Annotated in this window: 17 protein-coding genes; 8 read left to right on the top strand and 9 right to left on the bottom strand. The window is 71.5% G+C overall.

Annotated elements, in window-relative coordinates; translation table 11 throughout:
* Window positions 1–120: 120 nt before the first annotated feature.
* Together pip and WME90_RS27695 are read right to left on the bottom strand one after the other, a co-directional pair.
* The gene (pip, locus tag WME90_RS27700; RefSeq protein WP_437275015.1) at window positions 121–1,083 is read right to left on the bottom strand and encodes a prolyl aminopeptidase; all 963 of its coding nucleotides are present in this window, start codon (window positions 1,081–1,083) and stop codon (window positions 121–123) included.
* Between the two features lie 169 nt (window positions 1,084–1,252).
* Window positions 1,253–3,097: an AMP-dependent synthetase/ligase gene (locus tag WME90_RS27695; protein WP_437275014.1), complete on the bottom strand. Its 1,845-nt coding sequence runs from the start codon at window positions 3,095–3,097 to the stop codon at window positions 1,253–1,255.
* A 380-nt stretch (window positions 3,098–3,477) separates the two neighbouring features.
* Here WME90_RS27695 and miaB point away from each other — a divergent pair, with 380 nt between their 5' ends.
* From miaB to WME90_RS27675, 4 genes are all read left to right on the top strand, one after another.
* On the top strand, window positions 3,478–4,977 hold the full coding sequence (gene miaB, locus WME90_RS27690) for a tRNA (N6-isopentenyl adenosine(37)-C2)-methylthiotransferase MiaB (protein WP_437275013.1): 1,500 nt from the start codon (window positions 3,478–3,480) through the stop codon (window positions 4,975–4,977).
* Between the two features lies 1 nt (window position 4,978).
* Entirely contained in the window at window positions 4,979–5,563 is a 585-nt protein-coding gene (locus tag WME90_RS27685; RefSeq protein ID WP_437275012.1) for a gamma carbonic anhydrase family protein, read from the top strand.
* Window positions 5,560–5,760 (top strand): sulfur carrier protein ThiS, encoded by a 201-nt coding sequence (thiS, locus tag WME90_RS27680; protein WP_437275011.1) that lies wholly within the window; start codon window positions 5,560–5,562, stop codon window positions 5,758–5,760. Before WME90_RS27685 ends, thiS begins: the two co-directional genes overlap by 4 nt.
* A gap of 173 nt (window positions 5,761–5,933) precedes the next feature.
* Window positions 5,934–7,310 (top strand): VanW family protein, encoded by a 1,377-nt coding sequence (locus WME90_RS27675; RefSeq protein WP_437275010.1) that lies wholly within the window; start codon window positions 5,934–5,936, stop codon window positions 7,308–7,310.
* 36 nt (window positions 7,311–7,346) lie between these two features.
* On the opposite strand, the gene WME90_RS27670 is transcribed toward WME90_RS27675, so the two are convergent.
* Together WME90_RS27670 and WME90_RS27665 are read right to left on the bottom strand one after the other, a co-directional pair.
* Window positions 7,347–8,930 (bottom strand): DHA2 family efflux MFS transporter permease subunit, encoded by a 1,584-nt coding sequence (locus WME90_RS27670; RefSeq protein ID WP_437275009.1) that lies wholly within the window; start codon window positions 8,928–8,930, stop codon window positions 7,347–7,349.
* A 15-nt stretch (window positions 8,931–8,945) separates the two neighbouring features.
* A complete protein-coding gene (locus WME90_RS27665) occupies window positions 8,946–10,187 on the bottom strand; it encodes an HlyD family secretion protein (protein ID WP_437275008.1) in 1,242 nt (413 codons plus the stop codon).
* A 189-nt stretch (window positions 10,188–10,376) separates the two neighbouring features.
* Between WME90_RS27665 and WME90_RS27660 the strand changes: the two genes are divergently transcribed.
* On the top strand, window positions 10,377–11,096 hold the full coding sequence (locus WME90_RS27660; protein WP_437275007.1) for a TetR/AcrR family transcriptional regulator: 720 nt from the start codon (window positions 10,377–10,379) through the stop codon (window positions 11,094–11,096).
* 488 nt (window positions 11,097–11,584) lie between these two features.
* On the opposite strand, the gene WME90_RS27655 is transcribed toward WME90_RS27660, so the two are convergent.
* Together WME90_RS27655 and WME90_RS27650 are read right to left on the bottom strand one after the other, a co-directional pair.
* A complete protein-coding gene (locus tag WME90_RS27655; protein WP_437275006.1) occupies window positions 11,585–12,547 on the bottom strand; it encodes an MBL fold metallo-hydrolase in 963 nt (320 codons plus the stop codon).
* A 170-nt stretch (window positions 12,548–12,717) separates the two neighbouring features.
* Window positions 12,718–13,689: an aldo/keto reductase gene (locus WME90_RS27650; protein WP_437275005.1), complete on the bottom strand. Its 972-nt coding sequence runs from the start codon at window positions 13,687–13,689 to the stop codon at window positions 12,718–12,720.
* 266 nt (window positions 13,690–13,955) lie between these two features.
* On the opposite strand from WME90_RS27650, the gene WME90_RS27645 reads away from it, so the two are divergent.
* The gene (locus tag WME90_RS27645) at window positions 13,956–14,525 is read left to right on the top strand and encodes a hypothetical protein (RefSeq protein WP_437275004.1); all 570 of its coding nucleotides are present in this window, start codon (window positions 13,956–13,958) and stop codon (window positions 14,523–14,525) included.
* Between the two features lie 55 nt (window positions 14,526–14,580).
* Here the strand turns inward: WME90_RS27645 and WME90_RS27640 are convergent, their stop codons facing one another.
* Window positions 14,581–15,561, bottom strand: a complete 981-nt coding sequence (locus WME90_RS27640; protein ID WP_437275003.1) for a LysR family transcriptional regulator — start codon at window positions 15,559–15,561, stop codon at window positions 14,581–14,583.
* A gap of 243 nt (window positions 15,562–15,804) precedes the next feature.
* On the opposite strand from WME90_RS27640, the gene WME90_RS27635 reads away from it, so the two are divergent.
* On the top strand, window positions 15,805–16,353 hold the full coding sequence (locus tag WME90_RS27635) for an ester cyclase (protein WP_437275002.1): 549 nt from the start codon (window positions 15,805–15,807) through the stop codon (window positions 16,351–16,353).
* A 59-nt stretch (window positions 16,354–16,412) separates the two neighbouring features.
* Here the strand turns inward: WME90_RS27635 and WME90_RS27630 are convergent, their stop codons facing one another.
* On the bottom strand, window positions 16,413–17,399 hold the full coding sequence (locus WME90_RS27630; RefSeq protein WP_437275001.1) for a serine/threonine-protein kinase: 987 nt from the start codon (window positions 17,397–17,399) through the stop codon (window positions 16,413–16,415).
* 728 nt (window positions 17,400–18,127) lie between these two features.
* Entirely contained in the window at window positions 18,128–19,408 is a 1,281-nt protein-coding gene (locus WME90_RS27625; protein ID WP_437275000.1) for a hypothetical protein, read from the bottom strand.
* A 400-nt stretch (window positions 19,409–19,808) separates the two neighbouring features.
* Between WME90_RS27625 and WME90_RS27620 the strand changes: the two genes are divergently transcribed.
* Window positions 19,809–20,423 carry a hypothetical protein gene (locus WME90_RS27620; protein ID WP_437274999.1) on the top strand — a complete coding sequence of 205 codons (615 nt, stop codon included), beginning with the start codon at window positions 19,809–19,811 and terminating at the stop codon, window positions 20,421–20,423.
* Window positions 20,424–20,490 lie beyond the last annotated feature (67 nt).

Raw genomic sequence — 20,490 nt, 5'->3', positions numbered from 1 at the left:
GGAGAGCGAGAGGCTGCGAGCGGCGCTCGGGAGTTGGTTGACCGCGAAATACGGTGTTCGGCGTACAGGCGCTCAGCGAGCTCGTCGGCGCTCGCCGCGGCCGCGCTCGTCGACCGCCGGTCAACGGAACCGGTCGGTCGCCTCGACCAGCTCGTGCAGGATGCCGGGCTCCATCGCCGAGTGCCCTGCGTCCGCCACGATGCGCAGATCGGACTCGGGGAACGCGCGGTGGAGCGCCCACGCGCTCTCCGGCGGACAGACGACATCGTAGCGGCCCTGCACGATGACGGTCGGGATATGGCGGATCCGGTGCACGTCGTCGAGCAGCTGCGTCTCCGCCGTGAAGAACCCCTTGTTCACGAAATAGTGGCACTCGATCCGGGCGAACGCGAGGGCGAACTCTTCACCTGACGTCTTCGCGACGAGCTCGTGGTTCGTGAACAGGCAGCTCGTCCGTCCCTCCCAGACGCTCCATGCGCGCGCCGCCCGCTGCTGCACCCCGGGGTCCGGGCTCGTGAGGCGCCGGTGGTACGCCGTGAGCAGGTCGTCCCGCTCGGCCTCGGGGATGAACGCGAGGTACTCCTCCCACGCGTCGGGGAAGATGACGCTCGCGCCCCGCTGATAGAACCAGTCGAGCTCCTGCTTCCGCAGGAGGAAGATGCCGCGGAGCACGAGCTCCGTCACCCGCTCCGGGTGCCGCTCGGCGTAGGCCAGCGACAGCGTGCTCCCCCACGAGCCGCCGAACACCTGCCAGCGCTCGATCCCGAGGTGCTCGCGGAGCGCCTCCATGTCCGCGACCAGGTGCCAGGTGGTGTTCTCCTCCAGGCACGCGTACGGCGTGCTCCTGCCGCAGCCCCGCTGGTCGAAGAGCACGATCCGGTAGGCGGCCGGGTCGAAGAAGCGCCGCTGCTTCGGCTCCGTGCCGCCCCCGGGGCCGCCGTGCACGAAGACCACCGGCTTGCCGCGCGGGTTGCCCGACTCCTCGAAATAGATCTCGTGAAGATCGGACACGCGGAGCCTGCCCGCGCGGTACGGCTCGATCTCGGGATACAGCGTTCGCCTCTGGGTGCCTGTCGTCGCCATGCCGCTCCCGTTCGTCGACCGGCGCAGCGCCCGCGTCGGCGCGCCCAGCGTACGCCAAGGCGCGCCGGGAGGGGAGAGGGCGTGGACGGGGAGCGGCGGCTACGGTGGGGAGCGGCGGGGACGAACGGGAGCGGGGAGGGACGGCCGGCCGGGAGGAGCGCCGGGAGGTTCAGCTGGGCTGCGCGGCCTCGCGCGAGGCGGTCTTCCCCGCGCCGCCCGCGCCGCCGTAGAGCGCCTCGAGCGCGGACCCGTACTTCTGGAGGGCCACGCGCCGCTTCAGCTTCAGGGTCGGCGTGAGCGTCCCGTTCTCCGCCGTGAAGTCCTCGGCCGAGAGGGCGATCTGCTTGATCTTCTCGAAGGACTTGAAATCAGACGCGTACTTGTCGACCTCCGCCTGGACGCGCGCGATCACCCGCGGGTGCCTCAGCATCGCGTCCGTCGACTCGAACGAGAGCCCCTCGCCCCGCGCCCATTCCGTGAGCGCCGCCATCTCGGGCACGATCAGCGCCACATTGAAGGGGCGGTTGTCGCCGTGGACCATCGCGCCGTTGATCAGCGGGGACAGCTTGAGCTTCTCCTCGAGCGGGGCCGGCGCGACGTACTTGCCGTTCTCCAGCTTGTACTGCTCCTTGATGCGGCCCGTGACGAAGAGGTAGCCGTCGTCGTCGAGGTAGCCCAGATCGCCAGTGCGGAAGCCGCCGTCCTCCGTGAAGACGGCCTTGTTCTCCTCGTCGCGCTTGTAATAGCCCACCATGACGTTCGGGCCATAGACCACGATCTCTCCCTGCTTCGGGTCGTGCGTCTCCGACTTGTCGATGACGATCTTCACGCCCGGGATGGCCTTGCCCACGCTGCCGAGGCGGCGGGCTCCCGGGTAGTTCACGGTGGCGACGGGGGATGTCTCCGTGAGGCCGTAGCCCTCGAAGACGGTGATGCCGAGCGCGTCGACGAACTCGGCCACCTGATAGGCGAGCGCCGCCCCGCCGCTGATGGCATACCTGAGCTTGCCGCCGAACTTGGCGCGTATCTTCGAGAAGATGACGCGGTCCGCCACGGCCAGCGTGAGCCGCTCGACGAGGCCGAGGGGCTCGCCCTTCTGCTGCTTCGTCGCCGCGCGTAGCCCCGAGCGGAACAGGGCCTGGATGACAGCGGGCTTCTCCGTCATCTGCTTCTGCACGCCCTCGTAGATGCGGTTGAAGATCCGCGGGACGCTCATCAGCACGGAGGGGTGCACCTCGGCGAGGTTCGCGACGATCTTGTCGACCGACTCGCTCAGCGCCATCGACGCGCCCACCGTGATCATCACGTGGAGCTCGCCGGTGTGGCCGAACGAGTGGGCCCACGGGAGGAACGACAGGCTACGATCGCCGCTGCCGAACGGGATGAGATCCAGCACGGCGCAGACGTTGGAGGAGATGTTGCCGTGCGACAGGATCACCCCCTTGGGGTTGCCCGTCGTGCCCGACGTGTAGATGAGGCACGCCGTGTCCTTCGATGTCGGCTGGATGGCCGGGGCCGGGCTCCGCTCGCCGGCGGCGAGGAGCTCCTTGTAAGAGCTGGTCTTCGCGCCGGGGACGCCGTCTCTCGCCCCGTCGGGGTCGAACAGACAGACGACGTGCTTCAGCGAGGGCGCCTTCTCGTGGAGATCCCTGCATTTACCGTAGATCTGCGGTGTGGCGACGATCGCGGCCACGGCCTCGCAATCGTTGATGATGAACGCCCACTCGCTCGGCAGCTGCGCCTCGTACATCGGCACGACGGCGACACCCATGCTGAAGCAGGCATAAGCAGCGACCGCCCACTCGACGCGGTTGTTGGAGATGAGGGCCACCCGATCCCCCCGCTCGACGCCGAGCGACGCCAGCCCACCGCGGAACCTGGCGACGAGCTGCCCGAACTCCGCATACGTGATCCAGTCCCAGCGGCCTTCGGTCTTCGTGCCGAACAGCGGCCGGGTGCCATGACGCTCCAGTGCGCGATCGAGCAGTTCTACCAGGTTCTCCAGTTTCGCCATCGGTCTCCTCCCGAGCCCGATTGTTAACATGGTACCGCGCCGCGTCAGTGTCCTTTTGGCGGAGCGTGGCGCGCGGTGTTGTCGAGCCGACGCTGGAGCTGTGCGCGTCGTCCGGCGCGGGCTAGCGGCGCCGCGCGGTTTTGAGGATAGGCCGTGCCGCGCGGTTTCGAGGATAGAGGAGCGCGCGCGCAGCGCTGGAGGGACGGAGGGCGGCCGCGGTGGTGGAGGGGGCCGCGCGGTGCTGGAGACGGAGGGCGGCCGCGCGGCGGGGGCGGCGGCTGGAGTGGGCGAGGGGAGCGGCGTCGCGGCGTCGACCGCGGGGCGCCTGGCGCGCGAGGTGGCGGCCTCGGGCCCCTTCTGTTAGAGCGTGCGTCGCTTCGATGCCCCGGTATTCGATCACGACGTTCGGCTGCCAGATGAACGTGCACGACTCCGAGCGGATGCACGACGTGCTCCGCCGCGCCGGCTACACGGAGGCCGGCGGCCCCGACGAGGCGGACGTGCTCGTGCTCAACACGTGCAGCGTGCGCGAGAAGGCCGAGCAGAAGCTGCGGAGCGAGGTGGGTCGCCTCGCGCGCTGGAAGCGGGAGCGCGCGGACCGGGTGCTCGTCGTGGCGGGCTGCGTGGCGCAGCAGGAGGGGGAGCGCCTCCTCAAGCAGATGCGCGCGATCGACGTCGTGGTGGGGCCCGACAACATCCCGGAGCTGCCCGGCCTGCTCGGCGATCTCGCGATCGGCGGGCTGCCGATCGCGCGCACGGTGTTCGACCTCGACGCCCCCCGCTTCCTCGTGGCGTCGCCGTCGCCCGGGTCCTCCGCGTCGCGCGCCGCGCCGACGGCGTTCGTGACCATCATGAAGGGCTGCGACGAGCGCTGCTCGTTCTGCATCGTCCCCCACACCCGCGGGCCGGAGCGGTACCGGCCGAGCGACGAGATCGTCGCGGAGATCGCGGGGCTCGTGGCCGCGGGGACGCGCGAGGTCACGCTCCTCGGCCAGACGGTGAACAGCTACCGCGACCCGCTCGGCGCGCTGCCGCGGGCCCCCGGCGCGAGCGCGGACGACCCGGACGAGAGCGAGTTCGCGGCGCTGCTCCGGCGCGTCGCGGCCGACGTCCCCGGCCTCGCCCGCCTGCGCTACACGAGCCCGCACCCGCGGCACCTCACGCCCTCGCTCGTCCTCGCGCACGCCGAGCTCCCGGTGCTGCCGCGCCACGTGCACATGCCGGTGCAGTCGGGCAGCGATCGGGTCCTCCGGCGGATGATCCGCCGCTACACGCGCGCCGAGTACGTGGCGAGGACGCGGTCCCTCGTGGACGCGGTCCCGGGGCTGACGCTCTCGACCGATATCATCGTCGGCTTCCCGGGCGAGACGGAGGACGACTTCGCGGCGACGCTGTCGCTCGTGCGCGAGGTGGGGTTCAAGGGGCTGTTCGGCTTCAAGTACTCGCGCCGGCCGCACACGCCCGCGCTGAAGCTGGCGGACGACGTGCCCGAGGGCGTGAAGGGCGAGCGGCTCGCGCGCCTGTTCGAGGAGAGCGAGGCGCTGCTCGCCGCCCACCTGTCGGCCCTCGTGGGGACGACCCAGGAGGTGCTCGTCGAGGGGCGCGACAAGGAGCGTGGTGCGGGCGGTGAGCGCGGCCCGGGCGGCGCGCTCTGGTCCGGCCGGACGGGGCGCCACGAGATCGCGCACATCGAGGGCGCGGGGGAGCTCGATCTCCTCGGCGAGGTCGTCGAGGTCTCGATCGCGCGCGCGAACAAGCACTCCCTGCAGGCCGAGCTCACCGAGGCGGCGCGCGCCGCGGCCCGTCCGCGGCAGCGGGGCGGCGCGGAGGCGCGGCCCGCCCGGCGCTCGCTGCCGGTGGTCGCCGCCGAGGGCGGCTGACGTGGCGCTCGTCCTGGACCTCGGCGGGCTGTCCCCTCGGCTCGGGCGCGACGTGTTCCTCGCGCCGAACGCGACGGTGATCGGCGACGTCGAGCTCGGCGACGAGGCGAGCGTGTGGTTCGGCGCGGTGCTGCGCGGGGACATCGGCGCGATCCGGGTCGGTCCGCGGACCAACGTGCAGGATCTCGCGTGCCTGCACCTGACGGCCGGCGTCTCGCAGACGATCGTCGGCGCCGACGTGACCATCGGGCACGGCGCGATCCTGCACGGCTGCCTCGTCGGGGACGGGTGCCTGATCGGGATGGGGAGCATCGTGCTCGACAACGTCGAGATCGGCGCTTGCTCGGTGATCGCGGCCGGCGCGGTGGTGCCGCCGGGGCGGGTGATCCCGCCGCGATCGATGGTGCGCGGCAACCCGGCCCAGGTGGTGGGCGAGGTCCGGCCGGACCAGGCCGAGCTCGGCAGGCTCGGCGCTGTGAGCTACGTGGAGAACGCGCGGCGCTTCCGGGCGGCGCTCGCCGGGGCGGCCGCCGAGCCGCTGGAGGGCGCGGCGCGAGGGGTGGTGCGAGAGGTGAGGAAGCCATGAACATCACGGTGAACGGGGAAGCGCGCGAGGTGCCGGCGGCGCTCACGGTGCGGAGGCTCGTCGAGCTGCTCGGGCTGACCGAGGGCCCGGTGGCGGTGGAGCGCAACGGCCAGGTGGTGCCGCGGGCCGAGCACACGGCCGCCGAGCTCGCCGAGGGCGACGTCGTCGAGATCGTCCACTTCGTCGGCGGCGGCTAAGGCCTTCCCTTCGTCTCATGGCGTTCTTGGCGCCATGGCGGTTTTTTCTCTTCTCGACGGTCTAGCGATCTTCCAGAACGTCCGCGTTCCGGCTACCATGGCGAGCTGCCGTGGATACGAGGGCCCTCGTTCTGGTCTTGGCGCTCGGCGGTTCAGCCGGTGTGGGCGCCGCCATGGCGGTTCGCGAGGCGCTGCCGGCTTCTCCGGTGGTCCGCGGCCTCTCGGTCGGCGAGCGCTTCCTGCCGGACGGCGCCGCGCCGGCGGCCTGGCTGACGGCGCGGCGCGACGCGCTCCGCGGGCGCGTCGTCCGGCTGCGCCACGACGACGTGGAGATCACCGCGACGCTCGGCGAGGCGGGGGTCGAGGTCGCCGTCGACGAGACGCTCGCGGCGGCGCAGCTCGTCGGCCACGAGGGGCCCTGGATGCGGCGGCTCCGGGAGGCCCGGCGGGCGCGGCGCGGCGAGATCGACGTACCGCTCGTGTGGGCCGTCGACGAGCAGAAGGCCCGCGCGTTCTTCGAGCGGCTCGCTCCGCAGGTCTACCGGACGCCCGTGGACGCGCGGCTCGACCTCGCGAACCGGCGCAAGATCCCGGAGCAGGCCGGCCGGGCGCTCGACGTCGACGCCTCGATCGCGGCGCTGCGGGCCGGAGAGCACGGCGACGAGGAGCTCATCGAGCTCGCGGTCCGGCAGATCTTGCCGGAGGTCGAGGTCGCCGATCTGGTGAGCGTGGATGTCACGAAGGTCGTCGCGGCCTACGAGACAAAGTTCAAGCACCAGGGCAAGGAGGCGGGGCGCGCCCGCAACATCAGGAACGCGGCGTCCAAGATCGACGGCACCATCCTGGCTCCGGGCGACACCTTCTCGTTCAACGCCCACGTCGGCCCCCGGACGGCCAAGAACGGGTTCACCATCGCCCCCGAGATCCTGGGGGACGAGACCGTCCCCGGCTACGGCGGGGGGACGTGTCAGGTCTCGAGCACGCTCTACGCCGCGTCGCTCTTCGGCGCGCTCGACACGCCGGATCGCCAGAGCCACTCCCGCCCGAGCGCCTACATCCCCATGGGGCTCGACGCGATGGTGACCTACCCGGAGTCGGACCTGAAGATCAGGAACACGCTCCCGTTCCCGATCATGATCCACGCGTATCTCCCCGAGCCGACGGTGCTCCGCGTCGAGATCCTGGGCGGAGACCCCGTGGCCGAGGTCCAACACCACGTCTCGGCCGAGCACACCGACGACTTCATCCGGCGCATCTACGTGAAGTCCGATCTCGCCGAGGGCAAGGTGAAGCGCCACCAGAAGGGCTCGTGCGGATACGACGTGAGATCGTATGTCACCGTCCGTTACAAGGACGGGCGGGCCGCGGAGCGCAGCTATTCGAGCGAGTACAGACCCGCGCCAGAGGTCTTCTGGGTCGCGCCCGACTACGACCCGCAGGCGCTGCCGGCGCTCTCCGAGCACGCGAAGGCGGTGGAGGAGCTCCGCGAGGGGGAGTCGCCCGCCGTGGCCCCCGCCGCGGAGGGGCAGGGCAGCACGTACTCGATGTGAGGTCGGTCGAGCGCGCCGGGCCCCTCGGCGAGCGGCTCAGTGCCCCGCGGACGCGGGGCCGCCCCGGCCCTTCCCCAGCAGGAGCACCAGCGGGAGCGTGGCGAGGACCAGGATCGCCGTCACCCAGAACGTGTCGTTGAACGACATGACGGCGGCCTGCATGTTCACGATCCGATCGAGGACGTGGAGCGCCTTGTCGCGCGCGTCCGCCGGATCGAACCCCTTCGCGGCGAACCCCGCCGCGTACGCGGCGATGCGCTCCAGGGTCCTCGGGTCGCTCGCGCCCATGTCGCTCACCAGGACCGCCCGGTGGAACGCTTGCCGATCGGCGAGCACGGTGGTCAGCAGGGCGACCCCGACGCTGCCCCCGAGCTGCCGCGTCAGGCTGTAGAGGCCGGTCGCGGCGGCGATGTCCTTCTTGGGGAGCGGCCCCAGCGTGGCCATGCTCAGCGGCAGGAACATCAGCGTCGTGCCGAACGACCGGATGATCAGCGGCCAGAACAGGTCGCCCGCGCCCGTCATCGGGGTGAGCGTCTGGAGCTGGAAGAGCGCGGCGAGCAGGATGAGCCCCCCGACCACGAGGAGCACGCGCGGGTCGAAGCGGTTCAGGAGCCGCGCCACGAGCGGCATGGAGAAGGCGGAGGCCAGCGCGCCGGGGAGCAGGAGCAGGCCGGTCTGCTGCGATGTGTAGCCGAGGATCGACTGGGTGAAGATGGGCACCGCGAAGAGCGCGCCGTAGAGGCCCATGCCGATGACGGCGGACAGGAGGCTCCCCGCCCAGAGCGAGCGGTACCGGAGCACGCGCAGGTCGACGATCGGGCTCTTCGACGTCAGCTCGCGGTGGACGAACAGCACGAGGCTCACGACCGCGACAACGGAGAACGTGAGGATGAACGGCGAGTCGAACCACTCCTCGGAGTGCCCCTCCTCGAGCACCGTCTGAAGCGAGCCGATGCCGGCCGCGAGCAGGGCGATCGCGATCCAATCGACGCCGCCGCGCTCCCGCTCGCCCGCGGCGTCCGGCGGCAGGAAGGCCAGGCACATGAACACGGCCGCGATGCCGAGCGGGACGTTGATGAAGAAGATCCAGCGCCAGTCGATGTTCGTGACGATGTAGCCGCCGAGCGTCGGCCCGATCGTGGGGCCGGCGATGACGATGGCGGAGAAGAAGCCCTGCGCCATCGCCTGCTCGTGCTTCGGGAACGTCTCGAACAGGATCGACTGCGCCTTCGCGAGCAGGCCGCCGCCGCCGAGCCCCTGGAGCACGCGGGCGACGATGAGCATCGGGAGGCTGTGGGCGACGCCGCAGAGCACCGACGCCGCGGTGAAGGCGATGAGCGAGAAGACAAAGTAACGCTTCTTGCCGAAGCGGTGCCCGAGCCACGCGGTGAGCGGCAGGATGATGACGTTCGCGATGGCGTAGCTCGAGACGACCCAGCTCACCTGGGTGAGCGTGGCGCCGAGCGAGTTCTGCATCTCGGTGAGCGCCACGTTGACGATGCTCGTGTCGACGATCTCAAGGAGCGCGCCGAGGGCCACCGCCACGGCCACGAGCCACCTGTTCGCGTTGGCGGGCGCGCCGGCGTACGCCGACGGGGCCGCGATAGCCACCTCTGCCATGGCCGCCTCCTCATCCTATCTGCTCGTGTCGACCGCCAGCTCGACGCTCATCCCCGGGCGCAGCACCACGTCGGGCGGCGCGTCGTGGAGTTGGATCCGCACCGGCACCCGCTGGACGACCTTCGTGAAGTTGCCGGTCGCGTTGTCCGGCGGCAGCAGGCTGAAGCGCGCGCCGGTGGCGGCGGAGAAGCTCTCGACCTCGCCGTCCACGGTCACGCCGGGGTAGGCGTCGATCGACACGTGCGCGGGCTGCCCGACGCGCATGCGCGCGAGCTGCGTCTCCTTGAAGTTGCCGGTCACCCAGACCTGCCGCGCCGGGACCAGCACGCCCACCGCCTGGCCCGCGGAGACCATCTGCCCGACGGAGAGGGTCTTCTTCGACACGGCGCCGTCCTGCGGCGCGACGATGCGCGTGTACGAGAGCTCGAGCGCGGCCAGGTCCCGCGCGGCCTGGGCGGTCTCCACCTGGGCGCGCGCCACGCGGGCGCGGGCGCGGGCCTGCGCGATGAACGCGTCGACGTTGCTGGCCTGCTGGACCTTCGCGTTCGCCTCCTCGACCCGGCTCCACGCCTGCGTGGTCGTCGCCCGGAGCGCCGCGAGGCGCGCCTTCGCCTGCTCGAGCGACGCGCGGGCGACGTCGACGGACGCCTGCAGCTGGTCGAGCTGGGCCTGGGCGAGCGCCCCGGTCTCCACGAGCTTCCTCGCGCGATCCCGCTCGAGCGTGGCCTGCTCCAGGGTCGCCGTCGTCGAGGCGACCAGCGCCTCGCCCTCGGCGATCTGCTGCTTCGACGCGCTCGCGCTGCTCGCCGCGCCGTGCAGCGAGGCCTCGGCCACCGACTTGTTGCTGCGCGCGTTGGTCTCGGCGATGCGCTCGTCGGCGTCGGCCGCGTCGGCGCTCGCCCTGGCCGCCGAGAGGCTCGCCTCCGCTTGCGCGAGCCGCGCGCGCGCGGGCTCGGCGTCGAGCTCGGCGAGCACGTCGCCCGCCTTCACCGTCTGGTTCTCCGAGAAGAGGACCTTCACCACCACGCCCGCCGCGCGCGCCGGGACCGACACCACCTCCGCGTCGATCTGCGCGTCGTCCGTCGCCTCGATCCCCCGGTGGGCGACGTACCAACCCGCGCCCGCCGCGACGGCCAGCGCGGCCACCGCCGCCATGATGACGGCCGTCCTGCTCGGCTTCCCGGCCTTGACTGCCCCGGAGATCGCCTCCGGGTCCGCTCCCGGTTCTCGAGGGAGAGCGCTCGTCGTCGTGGACATGGTCGCCGCCTGCTCCTCGTCGCCCTCGACAGCGGCGCGTCGATCGCCACGTCGTTAAGGCAACCTGTAGTTGCGATAGTGGTACCACGGGGGCTACCAAAGACAACTGTTTGTTGCCATAGTCGGACCGCTCCACGCCTGACCTGCGTGGTCGTGGTTCAATGGAGCGCCCTCGCGATGCGGAGCGCCATGTCGGTCACCCCGAGAGAGCCGTCGCCGGCCGAGCCCGTCCCTGCGGTGGAGCGCCGTCGCACAGGCGCGCACGGCGCGCGGCGCGGCGGCCGGAGCGAGCGCGTCGTGCGCGCGGTGATGCACGCGGCCGCCGCGGAGATCGCGCGCGCCGGCTATGCGGCGCTCCGGGTGGAGGACGTGGCCGCGCGGGCGGGCGTGAACAAGACGACGATCTACCGCCGCTGGCCGACAAAGGCTGAGCTCGTCAAGGCGACGCTGCGGTCGCTCCTCGACGACGGCGAGGCGCCGCCGGACACCGGCGCGGTGCGGCTCGACCTGATCGAGCTCGTGCGGCGCTTCGTCGCCTCGGCATCGACGCCCGAGGGCCAGGGCATCTACCGCATGCTCCTCGCCGAGCTGCACGTGCCGGAGGTCGATGCGTTCGCTCGCGCGCTCCGCGACGAGCGCCTCGCCCCCTGGCGGGAGGTGCTCGAGCGCGGCGTCGCGCGCGGCGAGCTGCCGCCGGGCTCCGACCTCGACCTCCTCGTGGAGATGATCCGCGGCGTCGTGACGAACCGCCTGTTCCGTCTGCGCGCGCCCGTCGACGACGGCGTCCTGGAGGCCGTCGTCGACATCGTCGTGCTCGGCGCGAAGGGCGGCGGAGCGCTCCGCCGCGCCGCCGGCCCTCCAGCGGCGCCGCGGTCGGCCGCTCGGCCGCGCCGTCCGGCCCCGCGTTGACCCGGGCGCGCTCGCGCGGCGAGCGCAGGCGTGCAGGCCTGTCGCGACTCACCCTCTCGGCGCGCCCGTGCCACCGATGACCGCCGTGTCCCAGGTGACCTGAGGGATCAACTCTCACTCTCGAAAAGAGAGCGAATGTGGTCTGGAAATTTGTGCTGTCTCTGCCAGTTTCGGTCTGAGGGCGTCGCTCGCGCCGGCATGAAGGGGTGATCGGCGTCCCGACGGTGGTGCAATGCCGAAGGGAGAACGCCGGATGCCGGCGCGACGGCAAGGACATTGGCTGTCCGCGCGGGCCTTGGCGTCGCTTGACCCAGAGTCGTCCTCAGGGGAAACTCTATGTCCATGGCGGCTGGCGGCGCCCCTCTGTGCGGCCGAGGCGCCGAGGATCGCCTGCTGCCAGGGACGACGACGGGCGTGATCTTCGCTTAGCTTAACTTCGCTGTACGCGACGACAGACTCATCATGGTCGTCATCTTCTTCTGGCTCGCTCAGGGCGGCCGACGCGCGAGCTGGGCCATGAGGCCGAAGAGCTCGATCGGGCCCGGCAAGGCGAGCTTTCCGCCGCTGAACTCGCGGTAGAGCGTGTGCACGTTGACCGCGATCCGCTCGGCGTCGCTCCAGCTCGCGTAGTCGGCGAGCGCGATGTCGCGGGCGGCGTCCGCCGGGGGCATGCCGGCGTCGTAGCGGCGCCGGGCCTCGTCGCGGATGTACACGAGGTAGTCGCGGACCGCGCGCACACCCGCGCGATCCGTGATGGGGCCGTGTCCTGGCACGATGACGTCGACGTCGGCCGCGAGGACGACGTCGCAGGCCTTGGTCCAGTTGGCGACCGGCCCTGCCCACATGATCGGCGTCGCGTCGATGAAGAGGATGTCTCCCGTGTAGATCACCCGGTCCGCCGGCACGTGCACGAGCAGATCGCCCTTCGTGTGCGAGGGGCCCACCTCGATGAGGTGGACCTCCTTGCCCCCGACCGCGACGGTCAGCTCCCCGTCGAAGACCCTGGTCGGCGGCGTGGGGGCGATCCCGTCGAAATCGAACGCCCCGAAGCAATGGATGAGGTACTCGCCCAGCGCGCCGGCGGCGCCGCTGCGCGCCTGTCGCATCATCATGGCCAGCATCGGCGCGGGGACCTCGTCCATCTCGGCCGCGCCGGCGCGCGTGGCGATGATCGTCGCGCCCTCGACGAGGGCGTTGCCGTAGCAATGGTCGCCGTTCGCGTGGGTGTTCACGACGGTGCCTATCCGCGCCGCGGCGGGGGTCGCCGCGCGCATGGCGTCGAGCATCTCGCGCGTGCGCTTCAGGTCGAAGAGCGTGTCGACGAGGAGGGCCTCGCCGTCCGACGTGATGAGCCCCGCGTTGCTGAGCCCCCAGGTGCCGGCCGGCTGGAGATAGGCAAAGCAGCCATTGCCGACGTCGAGCAGCCCCCGTTCATACCGCCATCGGTCCATGGCCACTCCCTCGTTCCCGGGCGTCGCGAGGCGCCTCTCCGGGCCTCGAAGGCTAGGCCATCCGCTGGCCGCCAGGGAATCGAAATCCACCCCCCGCGCGCCGCCGCGAGCGAGGGGGCCCGGGCGGGGCGAGGGGATCCGTCAGGAGGCGGTCGCGGTCACGGTCACGGTCACCAAGCGTAGGCCTCCGGCGCCTCGCCGCCGGGGCCGGGGAACACCGCGTCGAGCCGCTTGAGGTGCTCCGGCGTCAGCTTGATCTCGAGGGCGCGCAGGCTCCCGTCGAGCTGCTCGATGGTGCGCGGGCCGAGGATGGGCGACGTCACGACGGGGTTCTGGAGCAGCCAGGCCACGGCCACGTCGGCGGGTCTCTCGCCGATCTCGGCGCAGAACGCCTCGTACGCCTCCAGCTTGGCGCGGTTCTTCTCGATGCGCTCCTGCGCGTCGGCGGAGGAGCGCCGGCCCTCGCGCGCCTTCTGGAGGGCGCCGCCGAGCAGCCCGCCGGCGAGCGGGCTCCAGGGAAGGACGCCGAGGCCGAACGCGCGGCACGCGGGCAGGACCTCCAGCTCGACGGTGCGTGCGTTGAGGTTGTACAGGCTCTGCTCCGAGACGAGGCCGAGGAAGTGCCGCTGCGCGGCGAGGCCGTTCGCCTGCGCGATCTGCCAGCCTGCGAAGTTGCTGCTGCCGACATAGAGGACCTTCCCCTCGCGGACGAGCTGCTCCATCGCCTGCCAGATCTCGTCCCAGGGCGTCTCGCGGTCGATGTGGTGCATCTGGTAGAGGTCGATATGGTCCGTCTGCAGGCGGCGCAGGCTCTCCTCGCAGGCGCGCCGGATGTGATAGGCCGAGAGCCTCCTGTCGTTCGGCCCTTCGCCCATGAGGCCGTAGACCTTCGTGGCGAGCACGATGCGGTCCCGGCGCCCATCGCCCTGCGCGAGCCAGCGCCCGACGATCTGCTCGGTGATCCCCTCTCCGCGCTTCCGGCCGTAGACGTTGGCCGTGTCGAAGAAATTGATCCCGTGTCCGAGCGCCCGGTCCATGATGGCAAAGCTGTCGGGCTCGCTGGTCTCCGGGCCGAAGTTCATCGTGCCGAGGCAGAGGGGGCTGACCTTCAGGCCGGTGCGTCCGAGATTGCGGTAGTTCATGGTGCCGGGGAGGGTAGCAAGGCGCTCCGCCGGCGGTCGACGCATTCACGCTGAACGCGGCGTAAGGTTTCGCCGGACTCGCGCCGTCATGAGCCGGCTCGGCGGGCGGCGGGCGGCGGATCCGAGCGCGCGAGAGGGGGCCGCTCTTCTGGTCTTGTCGCGTCTTGTCGCGATGTTGCGGCGGCGTGAATCCGGCGTGGCGGGCCGCTTCCTTGATGCGCAACGGTGCTTCACTTATGCTCGCTCGCCGGGGTGAGGAGACGACCATGTGGCAGCAAGAGGACACGGAGATCGCGCATGCCGAGAGCGTCCACGACGAGGCGCGAGGGATGCGCGGCGTCCGGTTCGTCATCGAGCTCGGGCACATCGACCCGCTCGACGCCGCCGCCGTGTGGTGGGATCAGCACGGCAGCGCGCGGGAGCTCTTCCCCGGGGCCGAGTGCGAGATGCAGTCGGGATCGTACCGTGAGCCGAGCTTCGTCCTCCGGATGAGCGTGTCTCTCCCGGGCGCCTCGCGCTTCACGCAGACGTCGCGGTTCTCTGCAGAGCGCGTCTCGCCCGAGGTCTTCGTCGTCGTCGTCGATGCGTTCGAGGAGAACATGCTGTGGACGCGAGGGCGCGCGACTCACCGCTTCTCGCCGGGCCCGGACGGGACGACGCTGCTCGAGGTGACGAGCCTGTACGCGCCCAAGGTGCCGATAGCTGTCCTGAATCAGGCGTCGCTGGCGGCGGCGCGCGCGCACCAGCGGCGCTACCTCTCGGGGCGGCGCCCGACGGACGAGGAGAGGGAGCAGTTCCTGTCGGCGATCGGAGCGGGCCCGCGGGCCGACGCCTGAGGCGCCCCGCTCGTCGCGGCAGCGGCCCCGCCTTGCGCGCCGCGGGGGGTGCTCGTTACGCGCGCTGCTTGCCGCGAGGCGATGAAGGCGTCGAGGGCGGCTCCGCGCGCGGCGTCGACGCGGCCAGCACCGCCGCCTCGTGCGCGGCGAAGCGCTGCTCCAGGAAATCGACGAACAGCCGCGCCCTCGCGGGCAGGAAGCGCCGGCTCGGGTAGATGACGTTCACGGCCGAGCCCGGCGAGGGCAGGTCGGTGAGCAGCGGGACGAGGCGCCCGGCGTCGATGTCGGCGGCGACGTCCCAGATCGACTTGAAGGCGAGGCCGTGGCCGGCCACGGCCCAGTCGCGCACCAGGTCGCCGCTGTCGGCCACGAGCCGTCCGGAGGGCCGGACGGTGTGGAGCCCCTGCTCGGTGCGGAACGTCCACGAGAGGGCGCGCATGCCCGGGCGCTGCAGCACGATGCAGTCGTGCTGGGCCAGGTCCGCGATCGTGCGCGGCCGCCCGCGGCGATCGATGTAGGCCGGCGCGCCGCAGACCACGCGGCGGCTCCGGGCGAGCCGGCGGGAGACGAGGCGCGAGTCGGCCAGCGCGCCGATGCGCACGGCCACGTCCACGCCGGCCTCGAACAGGTCCACCACGCGGTCCGACAGGCTGACGCGCACGCTGAGCCGCGGGTGCGCGGCCGCGAAGTCGGCCGCGGCCGGCCCCACCCACCGGCGGCCGAGATCCACCGGCGCCGACACGTGAAGGAGGCCGCGCGCCTCGGCCCTGCCGGCCGTCACCGCGAGCTCGGCCTCGCTCACGTCGGCGAGGATCGCCAAGCAGCGCTCGTGGTACGTCGCGCCCTCGCTGGTGAGCGTGAGGCGCCGCGAGCTCCGCTGCAGGAGGCGCACGCCGAGCGCCGATTCCAGCCGCGTCATGCGCTTGCTCGCCACCGCCGGCGAGAACCCGAGCTCACGCCCCGCCGCCGACAGGCTGCCGCTCCCGACGGCGCACACGAACAGCTGCATGTCCTCGAGCTCGACCACCGCGCGCACCCTCGCCGAACCCTCGGCAGGGTAGCCGCGCGAGGGGACATCTTCAACTTTCTCGAAAAGCTGGTTCGGACGATGCCGCCATTCTCGTTCGCAGTGGAAAGGATCAAGGTGCTCCTGTCGCCGCGCCGGGGCGGGCCTTCTGCCCGCCGTGCTCGGCGCTGCGCGCTGCCGTGCTGGCAGCGCTGCCGGTCGGCTCGCGCGGGCCACCGGCTGTCCGACATCGCCGTTCGAAGGAGACTCCTTATGAGAAAGCCCTTGTTGATCAGCGCCCTGTCTCTGTCGCTCTTCGCCGCCGCGAGCGCCTGCTACGTGCAGGGCGCCGGCGCGGAGGACCTGCCTGCGCCGCGGTCGACGGTCGTCGACGCGAGCCTGCCCAGGGCGCAGGCCGACGCGGAGATCCTCGCGGCGCGCCGCTTCTACGCGTTCTGGAGCACCGGCGACACGAGCTACCTCGACGCGGCGATCGCGCCGACGTTCACCGACCGCACCTTGCCCGAGGGGCGCCCGCAAGGCCCCGACGGCCCGGCGTTCGCGTCGAAGAGCTTCCGCGCGGCGGTGCCGGACCTGAGCTGCGAGGTGGAGCAGCTGATCGTCGCCGGCGATCGCGTGGTGGCGCACCTGCGCTTTCGAGGCCGCTTCACCGGCGCCTTCGGCGACAGGAAGGGCGCCGGGCAGGCCGTGGACTTCATCGCCACCGATATCCTGCGGGTGAAGGACGGTCGCATCACCGACAACTGGCACATCGAGGACAACCTGACGCTGCTCCAGCAGCTCGGCGTCGTGGCGCGGTGAGCGCCGAGGGGCGCGGCGCGGGTCTCAGCGATCGAGGGGCTTCCGCGCGCTGATGAGGCTCACGGGGCCGAGCTGCTCCGTGGCAGCTCGGCGGCTCGGCACCCCATCGCCCCGTTCGGCACGGTGGGCGCCAGAGCGTGCAGCGGAGCGCGCTCGGGCTCGCCGCGCGCCTCCGCCGACGGAGGCGGTGGCCGCCAGGATACCTTGGCGAGCGCGACGAACGCCCTGGCCAGCTCATCGGCCGTCTGAAACCTCAGCGCGGGATCCACCTTCAGCGCGCGCTCGAAGAAGCCATCCAGGTCCGCGGGCAGGTGGGGCGCGATCTCGGCGAGGCGGGGCGCGTGGCCATCGAAGAGCAACGCCAGGTGCTCTCCCACGGTCTTCCCCTGGAAGGGGAGCCGCCCCGACAGCGCCCGGTACAGCACGAGGCCGAGCGACCAGAGATCGGTGCGGTGATCCAGCGATTTACCGTCGAGCTGCTCCGGGCTCATGTACCAGAGCGTGCCGAGGATCTTGCCCGACGTGGAGATCGCCCCCGGGCCGAGCTCCTTCACGATGCCGAGATCCAGCAGCTTGATCCTCTCCTCTTCATCCTGGGAGGAGACGAAGATGTTCGACGGCTTGATGTCCCGGTGCACGAGCTGGATCGCGTGCGCCTTCCGCAGCGCGCAGGCGATCTGAGGCAGGAACGCGGCCACCTCCTTCACCGACAGCGTCCCGAGCCGCTGGAGCCGCGCCTCGAGATCTTCGCCGTGAAGGAGCTCCATTGCGATGTACGGCGTCGCGGCGTCGACGCCGTAATCCAGGATCCGCACGACATAGTCCGTCTCCGTGCCGAGCCGAACCGCCGCCCTCGCCTCGCGCGCGAACCGCTCGCGCGCGCCTGCGTCCGACGCATAGGTGTCCAGCATCAACTTCAGGGCCACCGGGCGCTCCATGGTGAGATCCTGAGCCTGCCAGATGGTCCCCATGCCGCCTGCCGAGATCCGCCTCTCCATCCTGTAGCGGCCGGCGACAAGGTCTGGAATCACGCTGTTACGGGTCATGGTGCCTCTCTCTCGCTCTGACGAGCGACTCGAGCCTGATGCGTGTGGTGCCGAGCCGAGCGCCTGCGCGCGCCAGGCGCAAGGAAAGCAAAGCAGCCCTCGAAGGGCGTGCGTTCCGTTCTTGAACGTGATGGCGTCGGTGCGCCTCGGCGCGCTCTCCTCCTGGCGCGGGGGCGATATCGCCACCTCTGCCCCGGAGAGCGCGCTGGGCTGGGGATGATCGTCGTGTGATGAAGCGCTGGTGATTCCGTCGCGTCGACCGGTGCGAGAGCCTCGGAGCGAGCCGGATCGGTGATCGCGGTCGAACTCTGCATTTGCAAGGCATGTGCCCCCGAGGTGCGCGCCGTGGCCGAGACCACGGTTCTGTGTACGTCGGATCCCTAGGCCGTTGAGGAGCTTCGCCGGGCGTGCGTCGGTGAGAGGATGGTGAGCGGCGGGCTGGGGTATTTCGTCACATCGTGGCAAAACCATCGTGGCACATTGGCCTTGAGCGCGACCCGGATCGCAGGGCGCAGCGGGCGATCCTCTCCGGAAGGGGCGCCACCCAGGAGTTGGCCGTCGCCGCGGGGCAGCGATGGGGTATCCGCAGCGCCCGATCCTGGAGTCGAAATCGTGCTCGATTCGGACGAGGGGAAGCTGGCCGGCCGACGGGAGCGGATCTGGATGGTATGGAGAGGCGCTCGTTCAGCGGAGCGGGCGCGCGGGGCGTGTGCTGTCGTATCGGCGGTTCACTTGGCCAGCTTGAACACCGACGCCGGCTGCTCGTCGGTGGCCCAGGTCGTCCAGTAGAGGGCGCCGCAGTCCTGGGCGAGATCCCGGATATCGGCGCTGTCGGCGAGCGGCTCTGGCGCGCCGCCCGAGGCGCGCACCCGCTGGAGCTGCCCCTCGCGGCTGTACCAGTAGACAAAGGTGGAGTCCGTCATCAGGCGCGTGGGGAAGTCCGTCGCCACGAGCGTCCCTGCCTCGGTGCCGTCCTTGTTCGCGGCGTAGATGGCGTAGCCGCTGATCCAGTAGATCCGATCGCCGACGGCGATGTCTCCGGGGAGGTCGCCGTCGTGGAGGGGCGTCGACGCGACGATCTCGGGCTCGCTCGGCTCTCCGAGCGCCATCCGCCGAACGGTGCTGTGCGTCCCGCCGGGCTCCACCTCGGTCCAGTAGAGATGGGTGGCGTCCAGCGCGAGGCCTCCGACGTACGTGTCCCGGTCGAAGACGGGAGTGCCTGTCTGATCGGTCCCGTCGGCCCGCGCCGCCCAGATGCGCTTCGGGACATCGCGCGCGTCGGGATCCTGGTCTGGGTCCGCGATCATTCCGGTGATCCAGTAGACCCAGCCGCCGCCGGCCACGGGCCGCTTGTAGCCTGCCGCTCCCTGGGCCCTGGCGACGGTCGAGACAGTGACATTCCCCGTGAGCGGCATCCGGTACACGTCCGGCTCGGTCTCGTCGGTGATGAGCAGCGAGCTCTCCGAGCGCGCGAGCAGGGTCGCGAGCGAGTCGAGGATCACCAGCGGCTCTGTCGTGCCGGAGGCCGCCTTCTCGGTCGCGAAGATCGTGCTCCCGTAGCCGCTCGCCCAGAGCACGCGCCCGTCGTCTCCGTCCCCCTCGATCACGAGGCCGATCGCCTCGTGCTCCTCATCGTTGGCCGTCGCGAGGACGACGGGGAGGCACCTGCCCTCCTCGCAGGCGCCGCCGAGGCAGCTCCTGCCGAGAACACAGCAGTTCTCCGGATCGGAGCGGTAGTCGTGCGCGTCGTCGGCGGCCTGGCACGCGCCCGGCGCGCGCCCGGTGAACGGCTCGATCGGGCACGCCGCAGCGGCCCCGCCGGCCGCGCCGACCCCGCCGGTGCCTGCGCCTGCGCCGGCGGTCGTCCCCGCGGCCCCTGTACCACCTGCGCCAGCCGCCCCGGGATCTTCGCTGGCTTCCCCGTCGGGGATCCCCCAGATCGCATTGCAGCCAAGCGCCGTGCTCAGGGCGGCGCACGCCGCCAGGCCGGTCAAGTCGGTTCGTCGCATCGTGGTACTCTAGCGCCGCGCGCCTCCGGTGGAGAAGCCGGACGCGCGCGCCCGGGCGGCTGACCGTACCGTTCGATGAAAAGTTTCGCTCCTCGCAGGAGGGCAGCGCGCCGACGGAGAGGCGCTGAACCGTGAGGAGACCGGGGGCGAGGATGGGTATCGGCGCCCGTGGATCGCCGACGGCGCGCACGCGATGAATGTGCCGTCTCACCAGCGCTCCAGGACGATGAGCGACGTGTCGCACGAGATTGCATCGCGTGCGTCCTCATGCTTTCTAGTCTCGTCGTGAGTCGCTCGCGCGGCGAACGCCGCGTGGCCAACACCATCATGCAGAGGTACCTTGCTTTATCACAACAATCCGCTTCGTTTGGTTTTTTGCCTGGCTCTCGGTCTCTCGGCGGTGGCCTGCTCCGATGACGATTCCTCGGGCACCGGCGGCGGCTCCGCCGCCAGCACGACCAGCAACGGCAGCAGCGCCAGCCAGGGCGGCGGCGGGGCTGGCGAGGGCGGCGGCGGTGCGCAGGCCGGCACCGGGGGCGATGGCGGCGGCGCGCAGGCCGGCGCCGGAGGCGAGGGCGGCAGCGGCGCGCAGGCCGGCGCCGGGGGCGAGGGCGGCGGCGCGCAGGCCGGCGCCGGGGGCGAGGGCGGCGGCGCGTCTTCGAGCGATCCCGCCTGCGGCGCGGACACCGCGGCGTTCGCCGACGTGGCACCCATCCTGACGAGGAGCTGCGCGACCCAGTACTGCCACGGCAACGCAGGCTCGCCGGCGGGCGGGCTCGATCTCCGCGCGAGCGGGGCCGCCGGCAAGCTCGTCGATCGGGACAGCGCGTCCTGCTCCCGCGAGCAGGCGCTCGTCGTGCCGTTCAAGCCGAGCAGCAGCTACCTCATGAACAAGCTGAAGGACGTCAGCCTGTGCGACCCCGACGAGAGCAGGATGCCGCCGGGCGCGCCGCTGCCAGAAGCCGATATCAAGAAGATCAACGACTGGATCTGCGCGGGCGCTCCCGACCGCTGAGCACAGGTCCGCTCAGCGCGCGTTGCTCCACGCCTCCCGGCGATCGCCAGAGCGGGGCCGGCAGCAC

The organism is Sorangium sp. So ce375 (assembly GCF_051473855.1).
GTDB lineage: Bacteria > Myxococcota_A > Polyangia > Polyangiales > Polyangiaceae > Sorangium.
Note: the sequence above shows the minus strand (reverse complement) of the source record. Positions and strands in the feature narration are given on the sequence as shown.